At 53.9% G+C, this 16,577-nt stretch carries 14 protein-coding genes; 6 read left to right on the forward strand and 8 right to left on the reverse strand.

The window, feature by feature from the left end:
- Window positions 1-77: 77 nt before the first annotated feature.
- From ACI2J2_RS05245 to ACI2J2_RS05255, 3 genes are all read left to right on the forward strand, one after another.
- Window positions 78-431, forward strand: coding sequence for a DUF1428 domain-containing protein (locus ACI2J2_RS05245; RefSeq protein WP_404759581.1), 354 nt, complete (start codon window positions 78-80; stop codon window positions 429-431).
- A gap of 13 nt (window positions 432-444) precedes the next feature.
- Window positions 445-915: a VOC family protein gene (locus ACI2J2_RS05250; protein WP_209633537.1), complete on the forward strand. Its 471-nt coding sequence runs from the start codon at window positions 445-447 to the stop codon at window positions 913-915.
- 207 nt (window positions 916-1,122) lie between these two features.
- On the forward strand, window positions 1,123-2,460 hold the full coding sequence (locus ACI2J2_RS05255) for a D-serine ammonia-lyase (protein WP_404759582.1): 1,338 nt from the start codon (window positions 1,123-1,125) through the stop codon (window positions 2,458-2,460).
- Window positions 2,461-2,532: 72 nt separating this feature from the next.
- Here the strand turns inward: ACI2J2_RS05255 and ACI2J2_RS05260 are convergent, their stop codons facing one another.
- Window positions 2,533-3,183: a TetR family transcriptional regulator gene (locus tag ACI2J2_RS05260; RefSeq protein ID WP_209634210.1), complete on the reverse strand. Its 651-nt coding sequence runs from the start codon at window positions 3,181-3,183 to the stop codon at window positions 2,533-2,535.
- A 414-nt stretch (window positions 3,184-3,597) separates the two neighbouring features.
- On the opposite strand from ACI2J2_RS05260, the gene ACI2J2_RS05265 reads away from it, so the two are divergent.
- Window positions 3,598-4,959 carry an MFS transporter gene (locus ACI2J2_RS05265; RefSeq protein ID WP_404760273.1) on the forward strand — a complete coding sequence of 454 codons (1,362 nt, stop codon included), beginning with the start codon at window positions 3,598-3,600 and terminating at the stop codon, window positions 4,957-4,959.
- Window positions 4,960-5,060: 101 nt separating this feature from the next.
- Here the strand turns inward: ACI2J2_RS05265 and ACI2J2_RS05270 are convergent, their stop codons facing one another.
- From ACI2J2_RS05270 to ACI2J2_RS05295, 6 genes are all read right to left on the reverse strand, one after another.
- Window positions 5,061-5,948 (reverse strand): PhzF family phenazine biosynthesis protein, encoded by an 888-nt coding sequence (locus ACI2J2_RS05270; protein ID WP_404759583.1) that lies wholly within the window; start codon window positions 5,946-5,948, stop codon window positions 5,061-5,063.
- Window positions 5,949-6,106: 158 nt separating this feature from the next.
- Window positions 6,107-7,543 carry a 6-phospho-beta-glucosidase gene (locus ACI2J2_RS05275; protein ID WP_265553306.1) on the reverse strand — a complete coding sequence of 479 codons (1,437 nt, stop codon included), beginning with the start codon at window positions 7,541-7,543 and terminating at the stop codon, window positions 6,107-6,109.
- A 128-nt stretch (window positions 7,544-7,671) separates the two neighbouring features.
- Window positions 7,672-8,406 (reverse strand): MurR/RpiR family transcriptional regulator, encoded by a 735-nt coding sequence (locus ACI2J2_RS05280; protein WP_209633527.1) that lies wholly within the window; start codon window positions 8,404-8,406, stop codon window positions 7,672-7,674.
- Between the two features lie 87 nt (window positions 8,407-8,493).
- Window positions 8,494-9,801 (reverse strand): MFS transporter, encoded by a 1,308-nt coding sequence (locus tag ACI2J2_RS05285; RefSeq protein ID WP_209633525.1) that lies wholly within the window; start codon window positions 9,799-9,801, stop codon window positions 8,494-8,496.
- 90 nt (window positions 9,802-9,891) lie between these two features.
- Window positions 9,892-10,842: a 2-hydroxyacid dehydrogenase gene (locus ACI2J2_RS05290; RefSeq protein WP_209633523.1), complete on the reverse strand. Its 951-nt coding sequence runs from the start codon at window positions 10,840-10,842 to the stop codon at window positions 9,892-9,894.
- Between the two features lie 200 nt (window positions 10,843-11,042).
- On the reverse strand, window positions 11,043-11,948 hold the full coding sequence (locus tag ACI2J2_RS05295; protein WP_265553299.1) for a DMT family transporter: 906 nt from the start codon (window positions 11,946-11,948) through the stop codon (window positions 11,043-11,045).
- Between the two features lie 128 nt (window positions 11,949-12,076).
- On the opposite strand from ACI2J2_RS05295, the gene ACI2J2_RS05300 reads away from it, so the two are divergent.
- Complete coding sequence (locus ACI2J2_RS05300; protein ID WP_209633518.1) at window positions 12,077-12,646, forward strand: helix-turn-helix domain-containing protein; 570 nt, start codon at window positions 12,077-12,079, stop codon at window positions 12,644-12,646.
- A 129-nt stretch (window positions 12,647-12,775) separates the two neighbouring features.
- Window positions 12,776-14,713 (forward strand): DUF3857 domain-containing protein, encoded by a 1,938-nt coding sequence (locus tag ACI2J2_RS05305; RefSeq protein ID WP_404759584.1) that lies wholly within the window; start codon window positions 12,776-12,778, stop codon window positions 14,711-14,713.
- Window positions 14,714-14,780: 67 nt separating this feature from the next.
- Here the strand turns inward: ACI2J2_RS05305 and ggt are convergent, their stop codons facing one another.
- Window positions 14,781-16,454 carry a gamma-glutamyltransferase gene (gene ggt, locus ACI2J2_RS05310; RefSeq protein ID WP_404759585.1) on the reverse strand — a complete coding sequence of 558 codons (1,674 nt, stop codon included), beginning with the start codon at window positions 16,452-16,454 and terminating at the stop codon, window positions 14,781-14,783.
- Between the last annotated feature and the right edge of the window lie 123 nt (window positions 16,455-16,577).

Below are 16,577 nucleotides of genomic sequence, written 5' to 3' on the forward strand. Positions count from 1 at the left end.
GGCGTCTAAAATGGAAGAGGGCGTAGGCAGCTCCGTCTGCGCCACACCGACTGTCGAACAGACAAGAGGAATCTCCGATGAAATATGTTGAAGGTTTTGTGGTGGCGGTACCCGCCGCCAATAAGGAGGCGTACCAAAAACTGGCCGCCGCAACGGCCCCCCTGTTTAAAGAGTTCGGTGCCACGCGGATCGTCGAATGCTGGGGTAATGATATCCCCGATGGCAAACTCACCGATTTTCGTGGTGCGGTTAAGGCTGAAGCTAATGAAGTTGTGGTATTCAGTTGGATCGAATACCCGTCTAAGGCCGTACGCGATGAGGCGAATCAGAAGATGATGACCGACCCGCGTATGAAAGCGTTGGGCGAAAAAATGCCGTTTGACGGCAAGCGAATGATCTTCGGCGGCTTCGAATCTATCCTGGACCAATAGCGGAGGGGATATTGTGAAAATAACCCAACACTTGTGGTTTGAGAAAGACATGGATGCAGCACTACGCTGTTACATCGATCTGATCCCCGGTTCTTCCCTAACCTGGCACTCCACATTGCCTGCCGACACCCCCAGCGGCCCGGCAGGCAGCGTAAAACTGGCGGCTTTTACGCTGGGTGACCAGCGGTATGCAGCGATTGAAGCGGGCCCTTTGGATCCGTTCAACCACAGTTTCTCCATTATGGTCGAATGCGCAGATCAGGCGGAGGTTGATCGCCTGTGGGATGCGTTGAGCGACGGCGGTCGTGTTGAGCAATGCGGTTGGTTGCGCGATCGCTGGGGGTTGAGTTGGCAGATTGTTCCCAAGCGACTGACAGAGCTGATGAACGATCCCGATGCCATGAAGGTAAGAAGGGTAACCGAGGCGATGCTGCAGATGGTCAAACTGGATGTTGCGGCGTTAGAGGCGGCTGCTCGCGGATAACATCGCAGCTAACTGCCCCGCAGTCATATTGGCTGTGGGGCAGTTAGATGATTCAGTGTAATGCAAGGCATCACTGTGGGGTGTAAATTGACACAAATCACCTTTTTGCATCAACCCTGCTCACGCAGGGCTGAATTTTTATCATTTGTCAGCGTCGACGAATCGCTGCACCCTAGAGCTAACCTTTGTGCAGCGTAGAGAACAAAAATGGAAAAGACACAGATTCAGCAATGGGTTACCCAATTCCCGCTGGTGCAGGCACTGATCGACCTTAAACCGGTGACCTGGTTCAACCCACGAGCGACCACGTTGAACGCGGGGCTGCCCTTTGTCGGTCTTGGCGCTGCCGACGTGACCGATGCGGAACAACGGTTAATGCGTTTTGCCCCTTATCTGAGCGCCGCCTTCCCGGAAACGCGCATCACCAACGGGGTGATTGAATCTGATGTCGTCGCTATTCCTGCCATGCAAACGGCGCTCGATCGGCGCTATAGCCTGCCGTTAGGCGGGCGTTTATGGCTGAAAAAAGACAGCCACCTACCAATCTCCGGGTCGATCAAGGCCCGCGGGGGCATTTACGAGGTGCTGGCACATGCAGAGAAACTGGCTCTGGAAGCAGGGAAACTGCAGTTAACGGACGATTATTCCAGGTTGTTCTCGGCGGAGTTCCGCGAATTTTTCAGCAATTACCGCATTGCGGTGGGCTCAACCGGTAACCTGGGTATGTCGATCGGTATTATCAGTGCCAGACTGGGTTTCAGCGTCAGCGTGCACATGTCGGCAGATGCCCGTGAATGGAAAAAGCAGAAGCTGCGTGATAATGGCGTCAACGTAGTTGAATACGCACAAGATTATGGCGTCGCCGTGGAGCAGGGCCGTTTGCAGGCCGCGCAGGATCCACACTGTTTCTTTATTGATGATGAAAACTCACAGACGTTATTCCTGGGCTATGCCGTTGCCGGTGGGCGTTTGAAGCGTCAGTTTGACGAGAAAGGCATTCGGGTTGATGCCCAACATCCGCTGTTCGTTTATTTGCCCTGTGGTGTCGGCGGTGGCCCCGGCGGGGTCGCTTTTGGGCTGAAACTGGCTTTTGGTGACCATGTGCACTGCATTTTTGCCGAGCCGACGCACTCACCTTGTATGCTGCTGGGTGTACACACCGGACTGCACGATGGCATTGCCGTTCAGGATTTGGGCATTGATAACCACACCGCGGCAGACGGCCTGGCGGTTGGACGCGCATCCGGCTTCGTTGGGCGCGCCATGGAGCGCCTGCTTTCCGGTTTTTACACGCTCAGCGATGATGAGATGTTTGCGCTTCTGGGGTTGCTGGATCGTCATGAGCACATTCAGCTTGAGCCTTCTGCCTTGGCCGGTATGCCGGGGCCATGGCGTGTCACGGCAGATACCGAGTGGCTGGCAAGTCAGGGGCTGAATGAGGCGCAGATGAAGAGTGCTACCCATCTGGTATGGGCAACGGGCGGTGGTATGGTGCCTGAAGCGGAAATGGCCAAATATTTAGCTAACGCACAACAGGTTGATTAGTGCGACAACAGCCTAAGATCTGCTGCACTTTTACCCCGCAGGATACGCTTTTTCTGAGCGTATCCTTGGTCATCACCGTCCCAACGCCAGGTAACGCAGGGTCGCCACAACCGCCAACTGACGGTTATGAATCACCTGATCTTCGGGCGGTTCATGGCTTTCAAACAGGGTATTAAAAGTATACTGGTTGGCGACATAGTGGAAACACAGGCTGCTGATCAACCGATGCACGTCTGCGGCACTGGCGTCTGGGGTGAACAGCCGCTCTTGTTTACCGCGCTGCAATATCGCCTCCAGCAGTGTCAGTGCGCTCTGATTCAAGGCCTTAATACGTGGTGACTGGCGGATATACTGACCGCGCATCATGTTTTCCATGCAGATCACGCGGATGAAGTCAGGGTGTTCTGCGTGGTAATTAAAGCTTTCTTCTACCAGCCGGGTCATGGCCTCTACCGGGGCCAGTGCTTGCAAATCCAACCCCGTTTCGTGAGCGCGTATATGCAGATATACGTGCTCAAGCACGTCCAGGTAGAGCGATTCTTTATTCTTGAAGTGATAAACCACCATACGTTTGGTGGTTGCAGCCTGCTCTGCAATGTTCTCCATGCGAGCGCCTTTTAGGCCCGCTTCGGCAAACTCAGCCAGTGCCGCAGCGAAAATGCGTTGCTTCAGGCCGACGGGGTCGTTTTTGCGCTTGGTGGCAGGGATCTCATCATTCTTCAAAACATCAGTCACTTATCTTTGTGGGGACACCGGTTAAGAGTAACCGGGGTGACCCGTCAATACAATCCGCCGCCTCTTCACTTTTGAGAAGGGCATCATGTTGCGGAAATGTAAACGAACAGCAATGATAGACGTCTCAACTGCCATTAAACAAGACTATTTTCCACTTTATAACGGCGAGTTTTACGGATGTTAAGGGCAATGACGGGGTAAACGCGCAGCCTAATGTCCTGCTTGGTGCTGACGGGGTGATATCTCTCACTGTTGAAAATGTACCTTGCGGTTCGAAAAGCATCGGATTATCGATAATCTCCGTTGCCGACCCGCGCAGGAATTCTTACAGTAGCAGCACGATAATTCACGGTTTGTTCGATGGTTGAACATGGGCATGCTGAGCGTTTGTGCGAAGGAAAAATTGTGGTTCCAAACGAAATTGATGTTCGAACGCTGATCAACGATCGTCCGATATGTGCCTACCAGAAACTGATCATCTTGCTGGGATTCATTGTTATCGCCCTGGATGGATTCGACATTACCCTGATGGGGTTTATCGCACCGGAGCTGAAAAACGAATGGGGCGTGGGTAATCATCAGTTGGGTATGGTGATCAGTGCGGCGCTGATAGGCCTGACAATAGGGGCATTACTGTCCGGTCCGTTGGCAGACTGGTTGGGTCGCAAAGTGATCATTATCAATAGCGTGTTCTTTTTTGGCGTATGGACGCTGGCCACCGCATTCTCACACAATATTGATCAAATGATTTTCTTCCGCTTTATGACCGGACTGGGGCTGGGAGCGGCGATGCCAAACGTGGGCACGTTGATCTCTGAATATGCACCGGAAAAGAAACGCTCTTTTGTTATCACCGTGGTGTTCTGCGGCTTTACTTTCGGTGCTGCGCTGGGGGGATTTGCCGCATCGTGGATCATTCCGCACAGGGGCTGGCATGCACTTTTATTACTGGGCGGCATACTGCCACTGGTGTGCGTACCGCTGTTAATCGCCAAGCTGCCGGAGTCGGTGCGATTTTTGGTGGCCAAACGTGCCAGCCAGCAACGCATTGGCAAAATTGTGGAAAAACTGGCCCCCGGTAGCACAAATCCCCATACGCGTTACAGGTTGCCGACACAGGTGGAACCCGGCAAAGGCGCAATGCAGATTGTGGTCTCACGACAGTATTGGTTCGGTAGCCTGATGCTGTGGTTGGGCTATTTCATGGCGCTGTTTCTGGTCTATCTGCTGGGCAGCTGGTTACCGACGTTGGTTAAAGGTATCGGCATGAGTGTGGCGCAGGCTGCGGTGATTACCGCTCTGTATCAGGCAGGTGGCACCTTCGGTTCGCTGATTACCGGTTGGTTAATGGATCGGGTTAATCCGCACCGGGCGTTGGGCGTAATCTATTTGTTGGGTGCGTGTTTCACGTTATTGATCGGGCTGGTGGCCCATAGCACGGTCATGCTTGGCATGGTGGCTTTGGCCTGCGGTTTTTGCCTGAACGGCGCGAATACCGGCATGAATGCGCTGTCTGCGCATTATTATCCTACAGAAGCACGGGCTACCGGCTCCAGTTGGATGCACGGCGTTGGGCGTATTGGCGCCATTCTGAGCGCCTTCGCCGGAGCTGAAATGCTGGCGCTGGGGTGGGGGTTCGACCGCATTTTTGCCATTATCGCCATTCCGGCGTTAATCACCGCTTGCGCCATCTTTGTAAAGGGTGCCAAGGGGTATAACCGCCAGGCGCAATTGGTTACCCGCGGCATTGCCAAAGGCCTTTGATCTGCCCAGACCCAGGCACTGCCGTGGTATCAAGCTTCACTAAATTTAACCCGGCAAAATAGGATGCCGGGCAGGCCACCCCCAGCGTTTATGCGGACACTTTAAAGCCCCACCGTTTTTGTGCCGATCATGATGGCTTGCCCACCGACGCTAACGCGGCTAATGGTCCGCGCCTGTGTATCAATCGTCACCTGGATCAGAGATGAGCTGCCCATGGCTCGCCCTTGCTCGAACAGAAAATGGGTTCCGTCGGGCAGGACATGATTGACCAGATAGCATCCCAGAGCGCCACTGGCACTGCCGGTGGCGGACTCTTCACTGATACCGTAGAGCGGTGCGAAATTCCGGCAGTGGGCCGTGACGGGGGCTTGGCGACTGAGTTCAAATACGTGGAAACCGATAGCGTCGAATTGGCGGCTCAGGTTGGCGATCGCTTCATCGTCGGGCTGTAGGCTGTCTAACTGGCCAGGCTGTACGGGGACAATGATGTCCGGCAATCCCGTTGAGACCACCGCGATGGGCAAACCGGTCCCCACAATGGCCTCGGGGTGAATGCCGAGGGCAAGCGCAACAGATTCAGCATCAGGCCCTGGCCGGGTGATAGGGAGGGTCTGCTCCATAACGACATCGTGGGGGCTGACGGCGACACTCAGAATACCGGCTTTGGTTTTTTGGCTATACTGGCCAGGCTTAAGCAAATGAAGCGAAACCAGCGTAGAGAAAACGGCTACTGTCGCGTGCCCGCAAAAATCCACCTCGCCTTCAGGCGTAAAAAACTCCACCTTAAAATCTGTGTCGTCACCGGTATAGACAAATGCGGTCTCGGAAAAACCGACCTGCCGCGCAATAGCGATTTTTTGCGTAACGTTCAGGTCGGGCGGGTAGAGAACGACCCCAGCAGGGTTGCCGCCAGAATTCTCCCGGGTAAAGGCGTTCACAAGGTACAGGTTGACGCTGTGTCCAACCGAGTGCGTTGTTGCGTTTTGCATCTGTGATTCCTGCATTTTGGTTTGGTGAATGCTTTCACTCATCATCGATCCTTCTCTTTTAAATGCAGACGGTTGGAGGGAGTAATATGTGACTGCGCCATGACTATGCCACAATAAAAAAGAGCCACAAAATGTGGCTCACAGGGGGAACGGGCGTATTACAGCTGTTCGCCGTTGCTGGCGATAACCCTTCGGTACCAGTCAAAGCTCTTTTTGCGCGAACGCTCGAGCGTGCCGGTACCGTCGTCGTGTTTGTCGACGTAGATAAAACCGTAGCGTTTGCCGTATTCCCCGGTGGTGAAGGAGACACAGTCGATACAGCCCCAAGGGGTGTAACCGATCAAATCAACCCCGTCGTCGATCACGGCTTTTTTCATCTGTTCGATATGTGCGCTTAGGTAGTCGATGCGATAATCATCGTTGATTTTACCGTCAGCTTCGACCTTGTCGAAGGCACCAAAGCCATTTTCAACGATAAACAACGGCTTCTGGTAGCGTTCGTACAACACGTTCAACGAGTAACGCAGCCCAACGGGATCAATCTGCCATCCCCAGTCGGACGCTTTTACATGCGGGTTTGGTACGTTACCGGGGAAGTCGAACATCGCATCGCCAGTGCTTACCGCATCGGCCTTCAGAGCATTGCTCATGTAGTAGCTGAAACCGATGTAATCCGCGCAGCCTTCGCGCAGGGTTTGTTCGTCCTGCGGCTGCATCTCAATCTTGAAGCCTTTGCGTTCCCAGTCTCGCAGAAGGTACGACGGATAGTAGCCGCGCACTTGCACGTCGGTGAACAGGTAGCGCGAATGCATCGCTTCTACGCTGTACATGACGTCGTCTGGCTTGCAGGAGAACGGGTAGAAGGGCACGCAGGCCAGCATGCAGCCAATGTTGAATTCCGGGTTAATCTGGTGACCGAGTTTAACCACCTGAGCACTGGCGACAAACTGGTGGTGCAATACCTGATACAGCGTCTGCTCTGGGTTCTCTTCTTGGGTATACACCACGCCGGAACAGCAATAGCCAAACAATGGGTACTGGTAGTTGCTCTGGTTGTTGATCTCGTTAAAGGTCATCCAGTACTTCACTTTATGCTGATAACGACGCAGCACCACCTCGCTGAAACGCACGAAGAAATCGACCACCTGACGGTTCTTCCAACCGCCATACTCTTTCACCAGGTGATAGGGCATCTCAAAGTGCGACAGGGTGATCACCGGTTGGATATTGTATTTCAACAACTCATCAAACAGATCATCGTAGAATTGCAGGCCGGCTTCATTCGGCTCAAGCTCATCACCTTTAGGGAAAATGCGGGTCCAGGCGATCGAGGTACGGAAACATTTGAACCCCATTTCTGCGAACAGCGCGATATCCTGTTTATAGCGACCGTAGAAATCCACCGCTTCGTGGTTGGGGTAGCGATAGCCTTCCAGCACACCGTCGGTCATCACGCGGTCCACGCCGTGTGCACCGCCCGACAATACGTCTGCGATGCTAGGGCCTTTGCCCCCTTGATCCCAACCGCCTTCAACCTGGTGCGCAGCGACGGCGCCACCCCACAGAAAATCTTTCGGTAACTGTTGTTGTTTCATCGTTGGTTTCTCATTCCATTATTCATGAAAGGTCACGGATGAGAATATAGTAGCAAGCTGGAATTGAATGTCACGATATAACAAACCGCCCCTTAGGGTGACTTGTTACATTAAAAAAACAGGCTGTTTTATTTCGCGGCGCTAATATGACCCAATCGCTTGCCGATGGTTTCAATAATGTAAATAACCGGGATTTGGGTCGTGATATTATGGTGCCCGGCGATCAGCTGCGGTGGCACGTGGTAGGAGAGGTTGAAGTCTGCCATGCGCGCCAGCGATGAGGTTTCATTGTTGGTGATGCTGACAATCTTGCAGTTATGCAGGCTGAACTGGCTGGCCAGGCGCAGGATCTCTTCCGTCTCGCCAGACACGGAAAGCATAATGGCGACAGCGCTTTTATACATGTCACTGTTGATAGGGTAATAAGGGTCATCAATATGGGTGCTGAATTTACCTACATTGGAAAAGAAACGTGCACCGTATTTCCCCAACGCGCCCGATGTGCTTACGCCAACAAAAATAATACGTTCTGCGGCGGCAATATATTGTACCGCCTGGTCAATAAGCTGGTTGAATTCGTCGTTGTTAATACTTTTAAAGAAACTGATTATTTCACTGGTGCCGAAATCTATCGGTGGCGCTTCGGTCTGTTCAAGATACAACTTAAAGCGAATGCGGAATTCAGAATAACCCTCACAGCCCATTTTTTTGCAAAAACGCAGTACCGTGGTGGTAGATACCCCGACGGCCTCCGCCAGCTCACGAATGGTCATGTATATCACGGGGTTCTTATTCTTGATGACGAAGTTATAAACCATCAACTCCAGTGCATTGAGTTCGGCAATTGCTTTATGGGTAAACATAGACCTATCCAGCGAGTAACAACAGACCTTAATCAGCGGGCTAACATAGCAAATTTTGCCGTTGCCCGCTTGTGGTTTTGTTGTCGCTCAGGCCCGTTTGGCCTTGTCCAGCAGCGCGTCATGCGCCGGTTCGCTGTCGGTCAGGTCACACTCTTTTGGCAAGCGCCATGCGATGATCCCGGCAATGATCAGCGACACCGCCAATCCGCACACCGCGACGTTTTGCCCATAGAGATAAATCATCACGCCCACCAGATAAGGTCCGCAGAATCCCCCCAGATTGCCCAAGCCATTAATGACGCCACGTGCGCCACCGGCCACTTCTGCAGAGGCAATACGCCCGGGCATTGACCAGAATGGGCTGGTTGCCGCTTTCAGGAAGAAACCACAAACCACCAACGCGATATAGGCGGCCACCACGTTATGGCGTAACACCACCGATGCCAGCAAGGCGGCAGCGAAGCAGAACAATGACACCATCACCCACAGCCGACGCTTGCCGGTTTTGTCGGTAAGGACAGAAATCAGGTAAATCCCCAACAAGGTTGCCACGAAAGGTAAAATGGCCAGGAAGCCCACAGAGGCCATATTGCCGCCTGTGAGGTTCTTCAGAATAGTAGGCAGCCACAGGGTGTAACCGTAGTCACCGGTTTGATAAAAGAAGTTCAGCAGCACCAGCTTCATTAGCCCTTTATTGCGGAATACGTCTTTCAGCGGGGCATTGCTGACCGGTTGTGTTCTGCTGCGGGCCTGACGTTCCCGCGTGAGTTCAGCCACCAGATATTCTCGCTCGCGGGCCGGTAACCAACGCGCCTCTTGTGGCCGATCGCTGATCAATAGCCACCAGACGGCTAAAACCACTAACGACAGCACACCTTCGAGGATAAACAACCAGCGCCAATCGAGTTGGTTAATGATGGCACCAGAAATCGGTGCGGTCAGCATGCCCCCCAACGGCGCAAACATCATGACAAAGGCATTGGCTCGGCCCAGCTCTTTTTCTGGAAACCAATTGCTGATCATCGTCAGTACTACCGGCAACATGCCGCCTTCAGAAATACCCAAGACAAAGCGCAGCACCAGCAGTTGGTAGTGATTGGTGACAAAACCGGTCGCTACAGACACCACGGCCCAGGCGCACAATGACCAGGCGATAAAGCGTTTACCGCTGCCGTTAACCGCGATGCGGCCGCCGGGAACCTGTAAAAACAGATAGCCGATAAAAAAGATGCCGCTGGCTAAACCGGCCATTTGGCTGGTGATCCCTAGATCACTTTCCATACCGCCGGGCAGCGCAAAACTGATATTAACGCGGTCCATAAAGGAAATGATGCAGGCAATCAGGATCGGGGCAATGACCCGCAGCCAGCGGGTGTTGGGTATTTTATTATCCATGGCGATCTCTCTTTACAGGACGCAGGGAGAACCTCCAGAGCGCGAGGTTCTGTTATTCGGCGGTAATAAAATCGAAAGAAAACGCGTTATTTATTCAATGGCGTGGGGCAGTGGCGCATGGTTAAAAAAGGCTTCAACGTTGGTAAACACGATGTCGCTCATTTTTTGCCGCGTTTCTTGGGTGGCGCTGGCAATATGCGGTTGCAGTACGACATTATCCATGGCGATCAGCGCGGCGGGCACCTGCGGTTCGTGGGCATAAACGTCGAGCCCGGCACCGGCAATGGCGCCGCTTTGCAGTGCCGCGATCAGATCGGTTTCATTGACGATGCTGCCGCGGGCAATGTTGATCACCAGTGCATGTGATGGCAGGGCATCGAATACCGCTTTATCCACCAGGCCTGCACTGTCCTTGCCGCCGGAAATGGCGATCACAAAGAAGTCACTTTCCCGCGCCAATGCCAGCAGATCCGCGTAATAGGTGTAGGGCAGTGAGCTGTCCTGTTGGTGACTGGCGTACTGGATGCGCATGTTGAACCCGGCGGCGCGCTGAGCGATAGCACGGCCGATATTCCCCATGCCAAAAATGCCCAGTCGTTTACCGCTCACCTGCACTGACAGGCCTGGTGCTTCGTGTAACCAGCGGCCATCGCGAACAAAGCGGTCGTTGTGACACAGCTGACGCGCGGTAGCCAGTAGCAGCCCAAGAGCCATATCGGCCACGTCCTCAGTCAGTGCGCCGGAGGTGATGGTGACCTTAATACCGTGCTGACGGGTGTAGTTCAGGTCAATGGCGTCTGTTCCTACGCCAAACACGGCAATCAGCCCCAACTGCGGTAACTGTTCGAGAACCGCCGTTGTGACGCCGATATCCCCACGGGTGACAATGGCACGCAAGGAACGCCCTTTGGCCGCCAGGAAAGCAACCGGATCCGCGTGTTCATATAAGCGGTGCACGACAAAGGTCGCCTCAAGGCGAGCAAGCAGAGTTTCCATTACTGGGGCAATTAACAGCACTTCATCGGGCGTATGGGTCGTCATGGTTTCACCTGTTCAAAAATAGCGTAACGTCGTTATTGCTATAAAAGCGGTTTTCCACAGACGGTTTTGCGACAGATATCACGCTGAAGGATGTTAAAAAAGGGTGTTACCGGTAATGTGACCAAGGGGGTAAAACCGGTAACAGCGCGCCGTAACATGCGGTTCTCCGGGGAATAACGCCTCTGTTGAGGGGTAACCCGTTAGCGATCTCCGGCCTGAGGAGCGGCTTTACTCGCCCGCAACAGCTGCCAACCAAAGTTCATGCCGGCCGCCGACAACAAGATGGCCGCAGCGCCCAGTAATTGCATCAGGCTAAGGCGATGTCCGAATACGGCCCAGTCGACCAGAATCGCCATTAATGGGTAGATGAACGATAAAGCCCCGATCAGAGTGGTGGGGATTTTCTGGATCGCACTGTACAACAGCGAAGACATCAAGCCGGTATGCAGCAAGCCGAGAGTGGCCAGCAGCAACCAGGTATGGGCTGTTGGTGGCAAAGAAGCCAGACCGGCGAAGGGGGCCAGCAGCACCATGCCAACGGTGAGCTGAATGAGTACGAGCAGATGCGGCGGTACGCCTTTCAACTGCTTGACGATAGCGGCTGCTACCGCATACATAAAGGCCGCGCCCAGCGCCAGTAACACCCCGGTAAGGTAATGGGCATTGGAACTGCCTGCATCCTGTTTACCTGTAATGATCAGCAACATGCCACCAAAGGCCAGCACCAGCCAACCGAGTTTATTCGCCGTCATTTTTTCACCAAAAAACAACACGCCCAACCCGACCAACATAAAAGGCTGGACGTGATAGGTGACGGTTGCCACGGCAATTGACGCGTAGGAATAAGCGCCGAAAAGCAGCGTCCAATTCAACACCAGCGCTAGACCACCGAGTACCGCAATGGCCGCCTGACGGCGAGTTAACACGCCTTTTCTTAACTGCCCCAGCAAGGCACAAACGATCAGCATTGCCAGCGCACCAAACGCACAGCGCCAGAAAACCACCGTGGGTGCCGGCTGCCCCAGTAAAACGACCGGCCAGCCCACGGTGCCGGAAATTACCATCGCGAGGCTCATCTGCAGCACACCGCTGGTTTTTATTTTCATTCGTTTTCTCCCTGATGTGATAAGCGCTTGTCGCCGTGAATGTAAGACATTAAAATGAACAACTGAACATTATGATGAACATCCACTGAGTGTTCGTCAAGTCGAACAAATGGATGATATGGTGAACAATGAGCGATAATGCCAGCAACAGCGCCACACCCATTGGCCTGCTCTCTGCCGCAATCCGCCGAGAGCGTGAGCGGATTGGGTTAACGGTTACCGAATTGGCACGCCGGGCGGGCATTGCCAAATCAACGCTCTCGCAACTGGAAACCGGTAGCGGTAATCCCAGCCTGGAAACATTGTGGGCGTTGGCCATGGCCCTGGATGTGCCGGTAAGCCGGTTAATCTCCCAACCCCGTCAGCACGTTCAGGTGATCCGCGCCAATGAAGGGGTTACTACCGTTTCTGAACACGCCAATTATGCCGCCACGCTGTTGGCAACCTGCCCGCCGGGGGCACAAAGAGATATTTACCGCCTGCGTGTACAGCCGGGGGAGTCGCGCATTTCACGGCCGCATATGCCAGGTACCATTGAACATGTGATTATCAGCAGTGGCAGAGCGCGAATTGGGCCGACAGAACAGCCAGTGGAGCTGGGCGCGGGGGACTACATCCGTTATTCCGCCGATCGAGAGCACATCTTTGAAGCCCTGGAAGCGGATACCACGGCGGTCATGCTGATAGAGCAAGGCTAGTCGTGGGGGCATTGAGGCAATAACGCATCAGTGCGCTCCTGGGTTTGTTGCACCTGAATCATTGTCATAGTGTTGTGCTAGCGTTTTATGGATGCGGTGCTTTACGGCCGGTTACTCTTTGTCAAAGGAATGAAAATAGCGATCCCTTCAATACTGCTACTCACCAGTTTGGCGGCGGTACATCCTGTCACGTTGCTGGCCGCCGACGCGGCCTTACCCGCAGGGCAAGAGGCGGCAGTCAGCAATGACTTCAGCTTTGTTCGTTACCGCGCTGACTATCAGGTTCTTGCCAATGCCCATAGCGTGAAGACCGAAAGTTATGAAGTCCTGCTCAAAACCAAGGCTGCGGTCGAGAAATTCAGCCAGATTCGATTGGGTTACAGTGAAAAAATGGAAACGCTGGAGGTGGTTTCTGCCTATACGCTGACGGCTGACGGTCAACGCCATGATGTTGCCCCCGACCGAATTTATACCCAGGAAAGCTACTCCAGCGCGTCAGCGGCCGTGTATGCCGATCGTAAAGTGAAGGTGATCGTCTTCCCCAACCTGGCACCGGGTTCTCGTATCCTCTATCAGCTTCGCCAAACCCAAAATGTGCCTTACTTCCCGGATTATTTTGGCCTGTGGGAAACCTTTAGCGTATTCGATCAATTTGATGATGCCGAGGTCAATTTGCAGGCACCGGCAGATTTGCCCATGCATATTTATACCCGGGATGTGGAAGGCAGTGATAAACCGCAGATCCGTGATGGGCAGGCTTACTGGCGTTGGCATTACCAACGACGCGTACCGCTGAAGACGCAGAATTGGGCGGCGGACCGCTGGACTTTCAGCCCAACCATTATGGCCAGTACCTACCGTGAATGGCCACAGTTGGCAAAAGCCTATCAGTTGAAGGCCAGTGAAGCGGCCAAGGTGACGCCGGCAGTGCAGGCAATGGCAGATCACATCACAGCCGGCATTGACGATCGTCGTGAACAGGCCGCGGCGATGTATCGCTGGGTGGCACAGAATATCCGTTATGTTGCTGTGTACCTGGGTAACGGCGGGCTGGAGCCTAATTCTGCACAAAGTATTCTCGACAACCATTATGGCGATTGTAAGGATCATGTGGTGCTGTTAGAGGCGTTGTTGGCGGCCAAGGGGATAGAGAGTTCGCCCGTGTTGATTGGCATGATGAAAGGGCCGATCCTGCCTGAAGTGCCGCTGCTGGGCCGCTTTAACCATGCCATCACTTACGTGCCCGAATTTGACCTGTATCTGGATTCCACCAGTCCTTGGGCGCGCTTCGGTCAACTGCCGGAGGGCGACCTGGGCGTTCCGGTGTTATTGACGCGTGACGCGACATTGGCACATACCCCGAACAATGATGCACAACGGACGGAAAGCCCACTCAACGTGGACGTGGTGTTCGATAAGTCGGGCACGATGCGTGGGCAAACCGAACGAAAATTGAGTGAAGTTGATGAGATTAACCTGCGGGGTTATTTCTCGAAAATCAACCCGCATAATCGGACGCGAACCGAGGAGTCCATCATGTCTTCTTCCGGCATCGACGGACGTGGCCAGGTAGCGATGAGCGGCGATCCGCTGGATCTTAACAAGCCGTTTGGTTACAGCTTCCGTTTCAAGGCCGATGACTATGTCGATTTTGGCGTAGTGGGTGGGATGACGGTGCCCAATCCGCCGGGCGGCAAGTCTTTCCGCACACTGTATACGACCACGGCCGCGTTGACGAACGAAACGCCATTCTATTGCAACGCGCAACGCTTTGATGAAACCTATCGTCTGCAATTGCCTGCGAATGTTCCCATTATTGCTATTCCAAAGGATCAGCAATTCCGCAATACCGCGGGTAACTATCAGGTTAAATGGCAGCGAGAGGGGCAACAGGTCACCGTCAATCACACATTACAGCTGAATGCCATTCACGGTGAGGCTACCCTTTGTCAGGCGCAGGATTATCCGGCGTTCCGTGAATTATTCCAGCAGGTGCGCCGTGGTTTCCGCGGGCAGGTGGTTTACGGTGAGTTGGCGAAGGGTGCAGTGGATAAAACCGGCGGGTAATTAACCCGCAAGCTGAAACGCAATGATGGCCGACCCACGATGCGACCTGTTGGTCGGCCATGTTAGATTACTTTTCTACCACCCGTCCCATGCCGCGGCCCCGGGGATCAGAGGCCGTTTCCGGTGTGTTTCCGTTAACGCGTATTACCTGAATATCCCCCATATACCAGCCTTGATCCTCCAATTTATAGCCCATCGCATTCAGCTGTTCGGCCACGTTGCCCGTCAGTGGGGCAAAACCGTCGTAGAAAATGGTGTCTTTCGGCAACAGTTGATGATGAACGCGCTGCGCAGCCACCGCTTTTTCTAACGGCAATTGGTAATCGTAGATATTGTTTATTACCTGGAAAATCGAGGTGAAGATGCGTGAGCCACCCGGCGTCCCAATGACCAGACTCACGTCGCCGTCACGTGTGATGATGGTTGGGCTCATGGAAGAAAGCATGCGTTTGCCTGGCTCAATGGCGTTGGCGTCACTGCCGACAACGCCGAAGGCGTTGGCCACCCCTGGCTTGGCGCTGAAATCGTCCATTTCGTCATTCAGCAGGAAGCCGGCACCTTTCACCACCACGCCGCTGCCGAAGTCCCAGTTCAGCGTGTAGGTGTTGCTGACCGCATTACCCTGAGAATCTACAATCGAAAAATGGGTGGTCTGATGGGGTTCAAGCCCAGGGCGCACCTTTTCGGTCGGGGAGATCGCGACGGGATTGATCTCCGCCGCCCGTTTTTGCAGGTAGTCCGGGGCGACCAACTTGTCGACGGGCACATGCGTGAAGTCGGGATCGCCGAGATAGTCTGCGCGATCGGCAAAGACACGCTTCTCAATTTCCGACAGCAGGTGAATGTAACGTGCGGAATTCAGCGTGACACCCTTGAAATCAGCGGCACGGTCCTCTTTTATCCCCAATAACTGTGCCAGCGCGATCCCCCCGGAACTGGGGAGCGGAGCGGTATAGATGATGTTACCACGCCAGGCGATTTGCATCGGATCGCGCCATTTCACCCGGTAGTCCGTCAGGTCAGACTGTGTAATAAGGCCGCCATCACGCTGCATCTGCGCCACCAGCAGTTTGGCTGTTTCACCTTGATAGAAGTCTTCAGCCCCTTTATTGGCGATGCGCTCCAGCGTTTTGGCCAACTCAGGTTGTTTAAACACGGCACCGGGCTTCATGTTGCCAAAGTAATCACCGAAGTTGGTTTGACCGGCAAACAGCTTATTGGCGTCTTCACGGTACTGATATTGCTGATCGGCCACCTTAAACCCTTGCTGCGCGTAGCTGATAGCAGGGGTCAGTAACTCTGCCCACGGCAGTTTGCCAAAGCGTTTGTGTGCCTCCCACAGGCCTAACACCGTGCCGGGGACCCCGGCTGCCTTGGTGCCCACCAGGCTAAGGTTTTCAATGACGTCACCGTTTTTATTCAGGTACATGGTCTTGGTTGCCGCTTTTGGCGCAATTTCCCGGTAGTCGAGGAAATAGGGTTTACCGTCGACGTACAGCGTCATAAAGCCGCCGCCGCCAATATTACCGGCTTCAGGGTAAGTCACTGCGAGAGTAAATGCGGTGGCTACTGCAGCATCTACGGCATTGCCACCCGCCTGCAAAATTTGTGCGGCCACTTTTGCACCGTATTGATCCGGTGCTGCCACGGCACCGGCGCTCAGATTCGCGGCCAATACCCCGGGGCTGAAGGTGGCAAGCGCCACGCTAAGTGCTAATGTTTTCAAGATGACAGAATGCATAGCGGTTCCTTTTCGAATTGAACGATGACCGGTGAATTCAATCTCAACAATCACTTAGCGCCATTGTGTTTGCGTGTTTGGGCGCTTGATTGAAAGTAGCACTGCACAAACTGGCGTGCTGTA

The sequence above is a fragment of the Serratia sp. NPDC087055 genome, from assembly GCF_044900985.1.
Taxonomy (GTDB): domain Bacteria; phylum Pseudomonadota; class Gammaproteobacteria; order Enterobacterales; family Enterobacteriaceae; genus Serratia.

Coding starts and splice junctions, on each gene's coding strand:
- ACI2J2_RS05290 (WP_209633523.1), bottom strand. CDS start 10,842: ATGACGACCCATACGCCCGATGAAGTGCTGTTAATTGCCCCAGTAATG.
- ACI2J2_RS05245 (WP_404759581.1), top strand. CDS start 78: ATGAAATATGTTGAAGGTTTTGTGGTGGCGGTACCCGCCGCCAATAAG.
- ACI2J2_RS05270 (WP_404759583.1), bottom strand. CDS start 5,948: ATGCAAAACGCAACAACGCACTCGGTTGGACACAGCGTCAACCTGTAC.
- ACI2J2_RS05280 (WP_209633527.1), bottom strand. CDS start 8,406: ATGTTTACCCATAAAGCAATTGCCGAACTCAATGCACTGGAGTTGATG.
- ggt (WP_404759585.1), bottom strand. CDS start 16,454: ATGCATTCTGTCATCTTGAAAACATTAGCACTTAGCGTGGCGCTTGCC.
- ACI2J2_RS05255 (WP_404759582.1), top strand. CDS start 1,123: ATGGAAAAGACACAGATTCAGCAATGGGTTACCCAATTCCCGCTGGTG.
- ACI2J2_RS05295 (WP_265553299.1), bottom strand. CDS start 11,948: ATGAAAATAAAAACCAGCGGTGTGCTGCAGATGAGCCTCGCGATGGTA.
- ACI2J2_RS05305 (WP_404759584.1), top strand. CDS start 12,776: ATGAAAATAGCGATCCCTTCAATACTGCTACTCACCAGTTTGGCGGCG.
- ACI2J2_RS05300 (WP_209633518.1), top strand. CDS start 12,077: ATGAGCGATAATGCCAGCAACAGCGCCACACCCATTGGCCTGCTCTCT.
- ACI2J2_RS05285 (WP_209633525.1), bottom strand. CDS start 9,801: ATGGATAATAAAATACCCAACACCCGCTGGCTGCGGGTCATTGCCCCG.
- ACI2J2_RS05275 (WP_265553306.1), bottom strand. CDS start 7,543: ATGAAACAACAACAGTTACCGAAAGATTTTCTGTGGGGTGGCGCCGTC.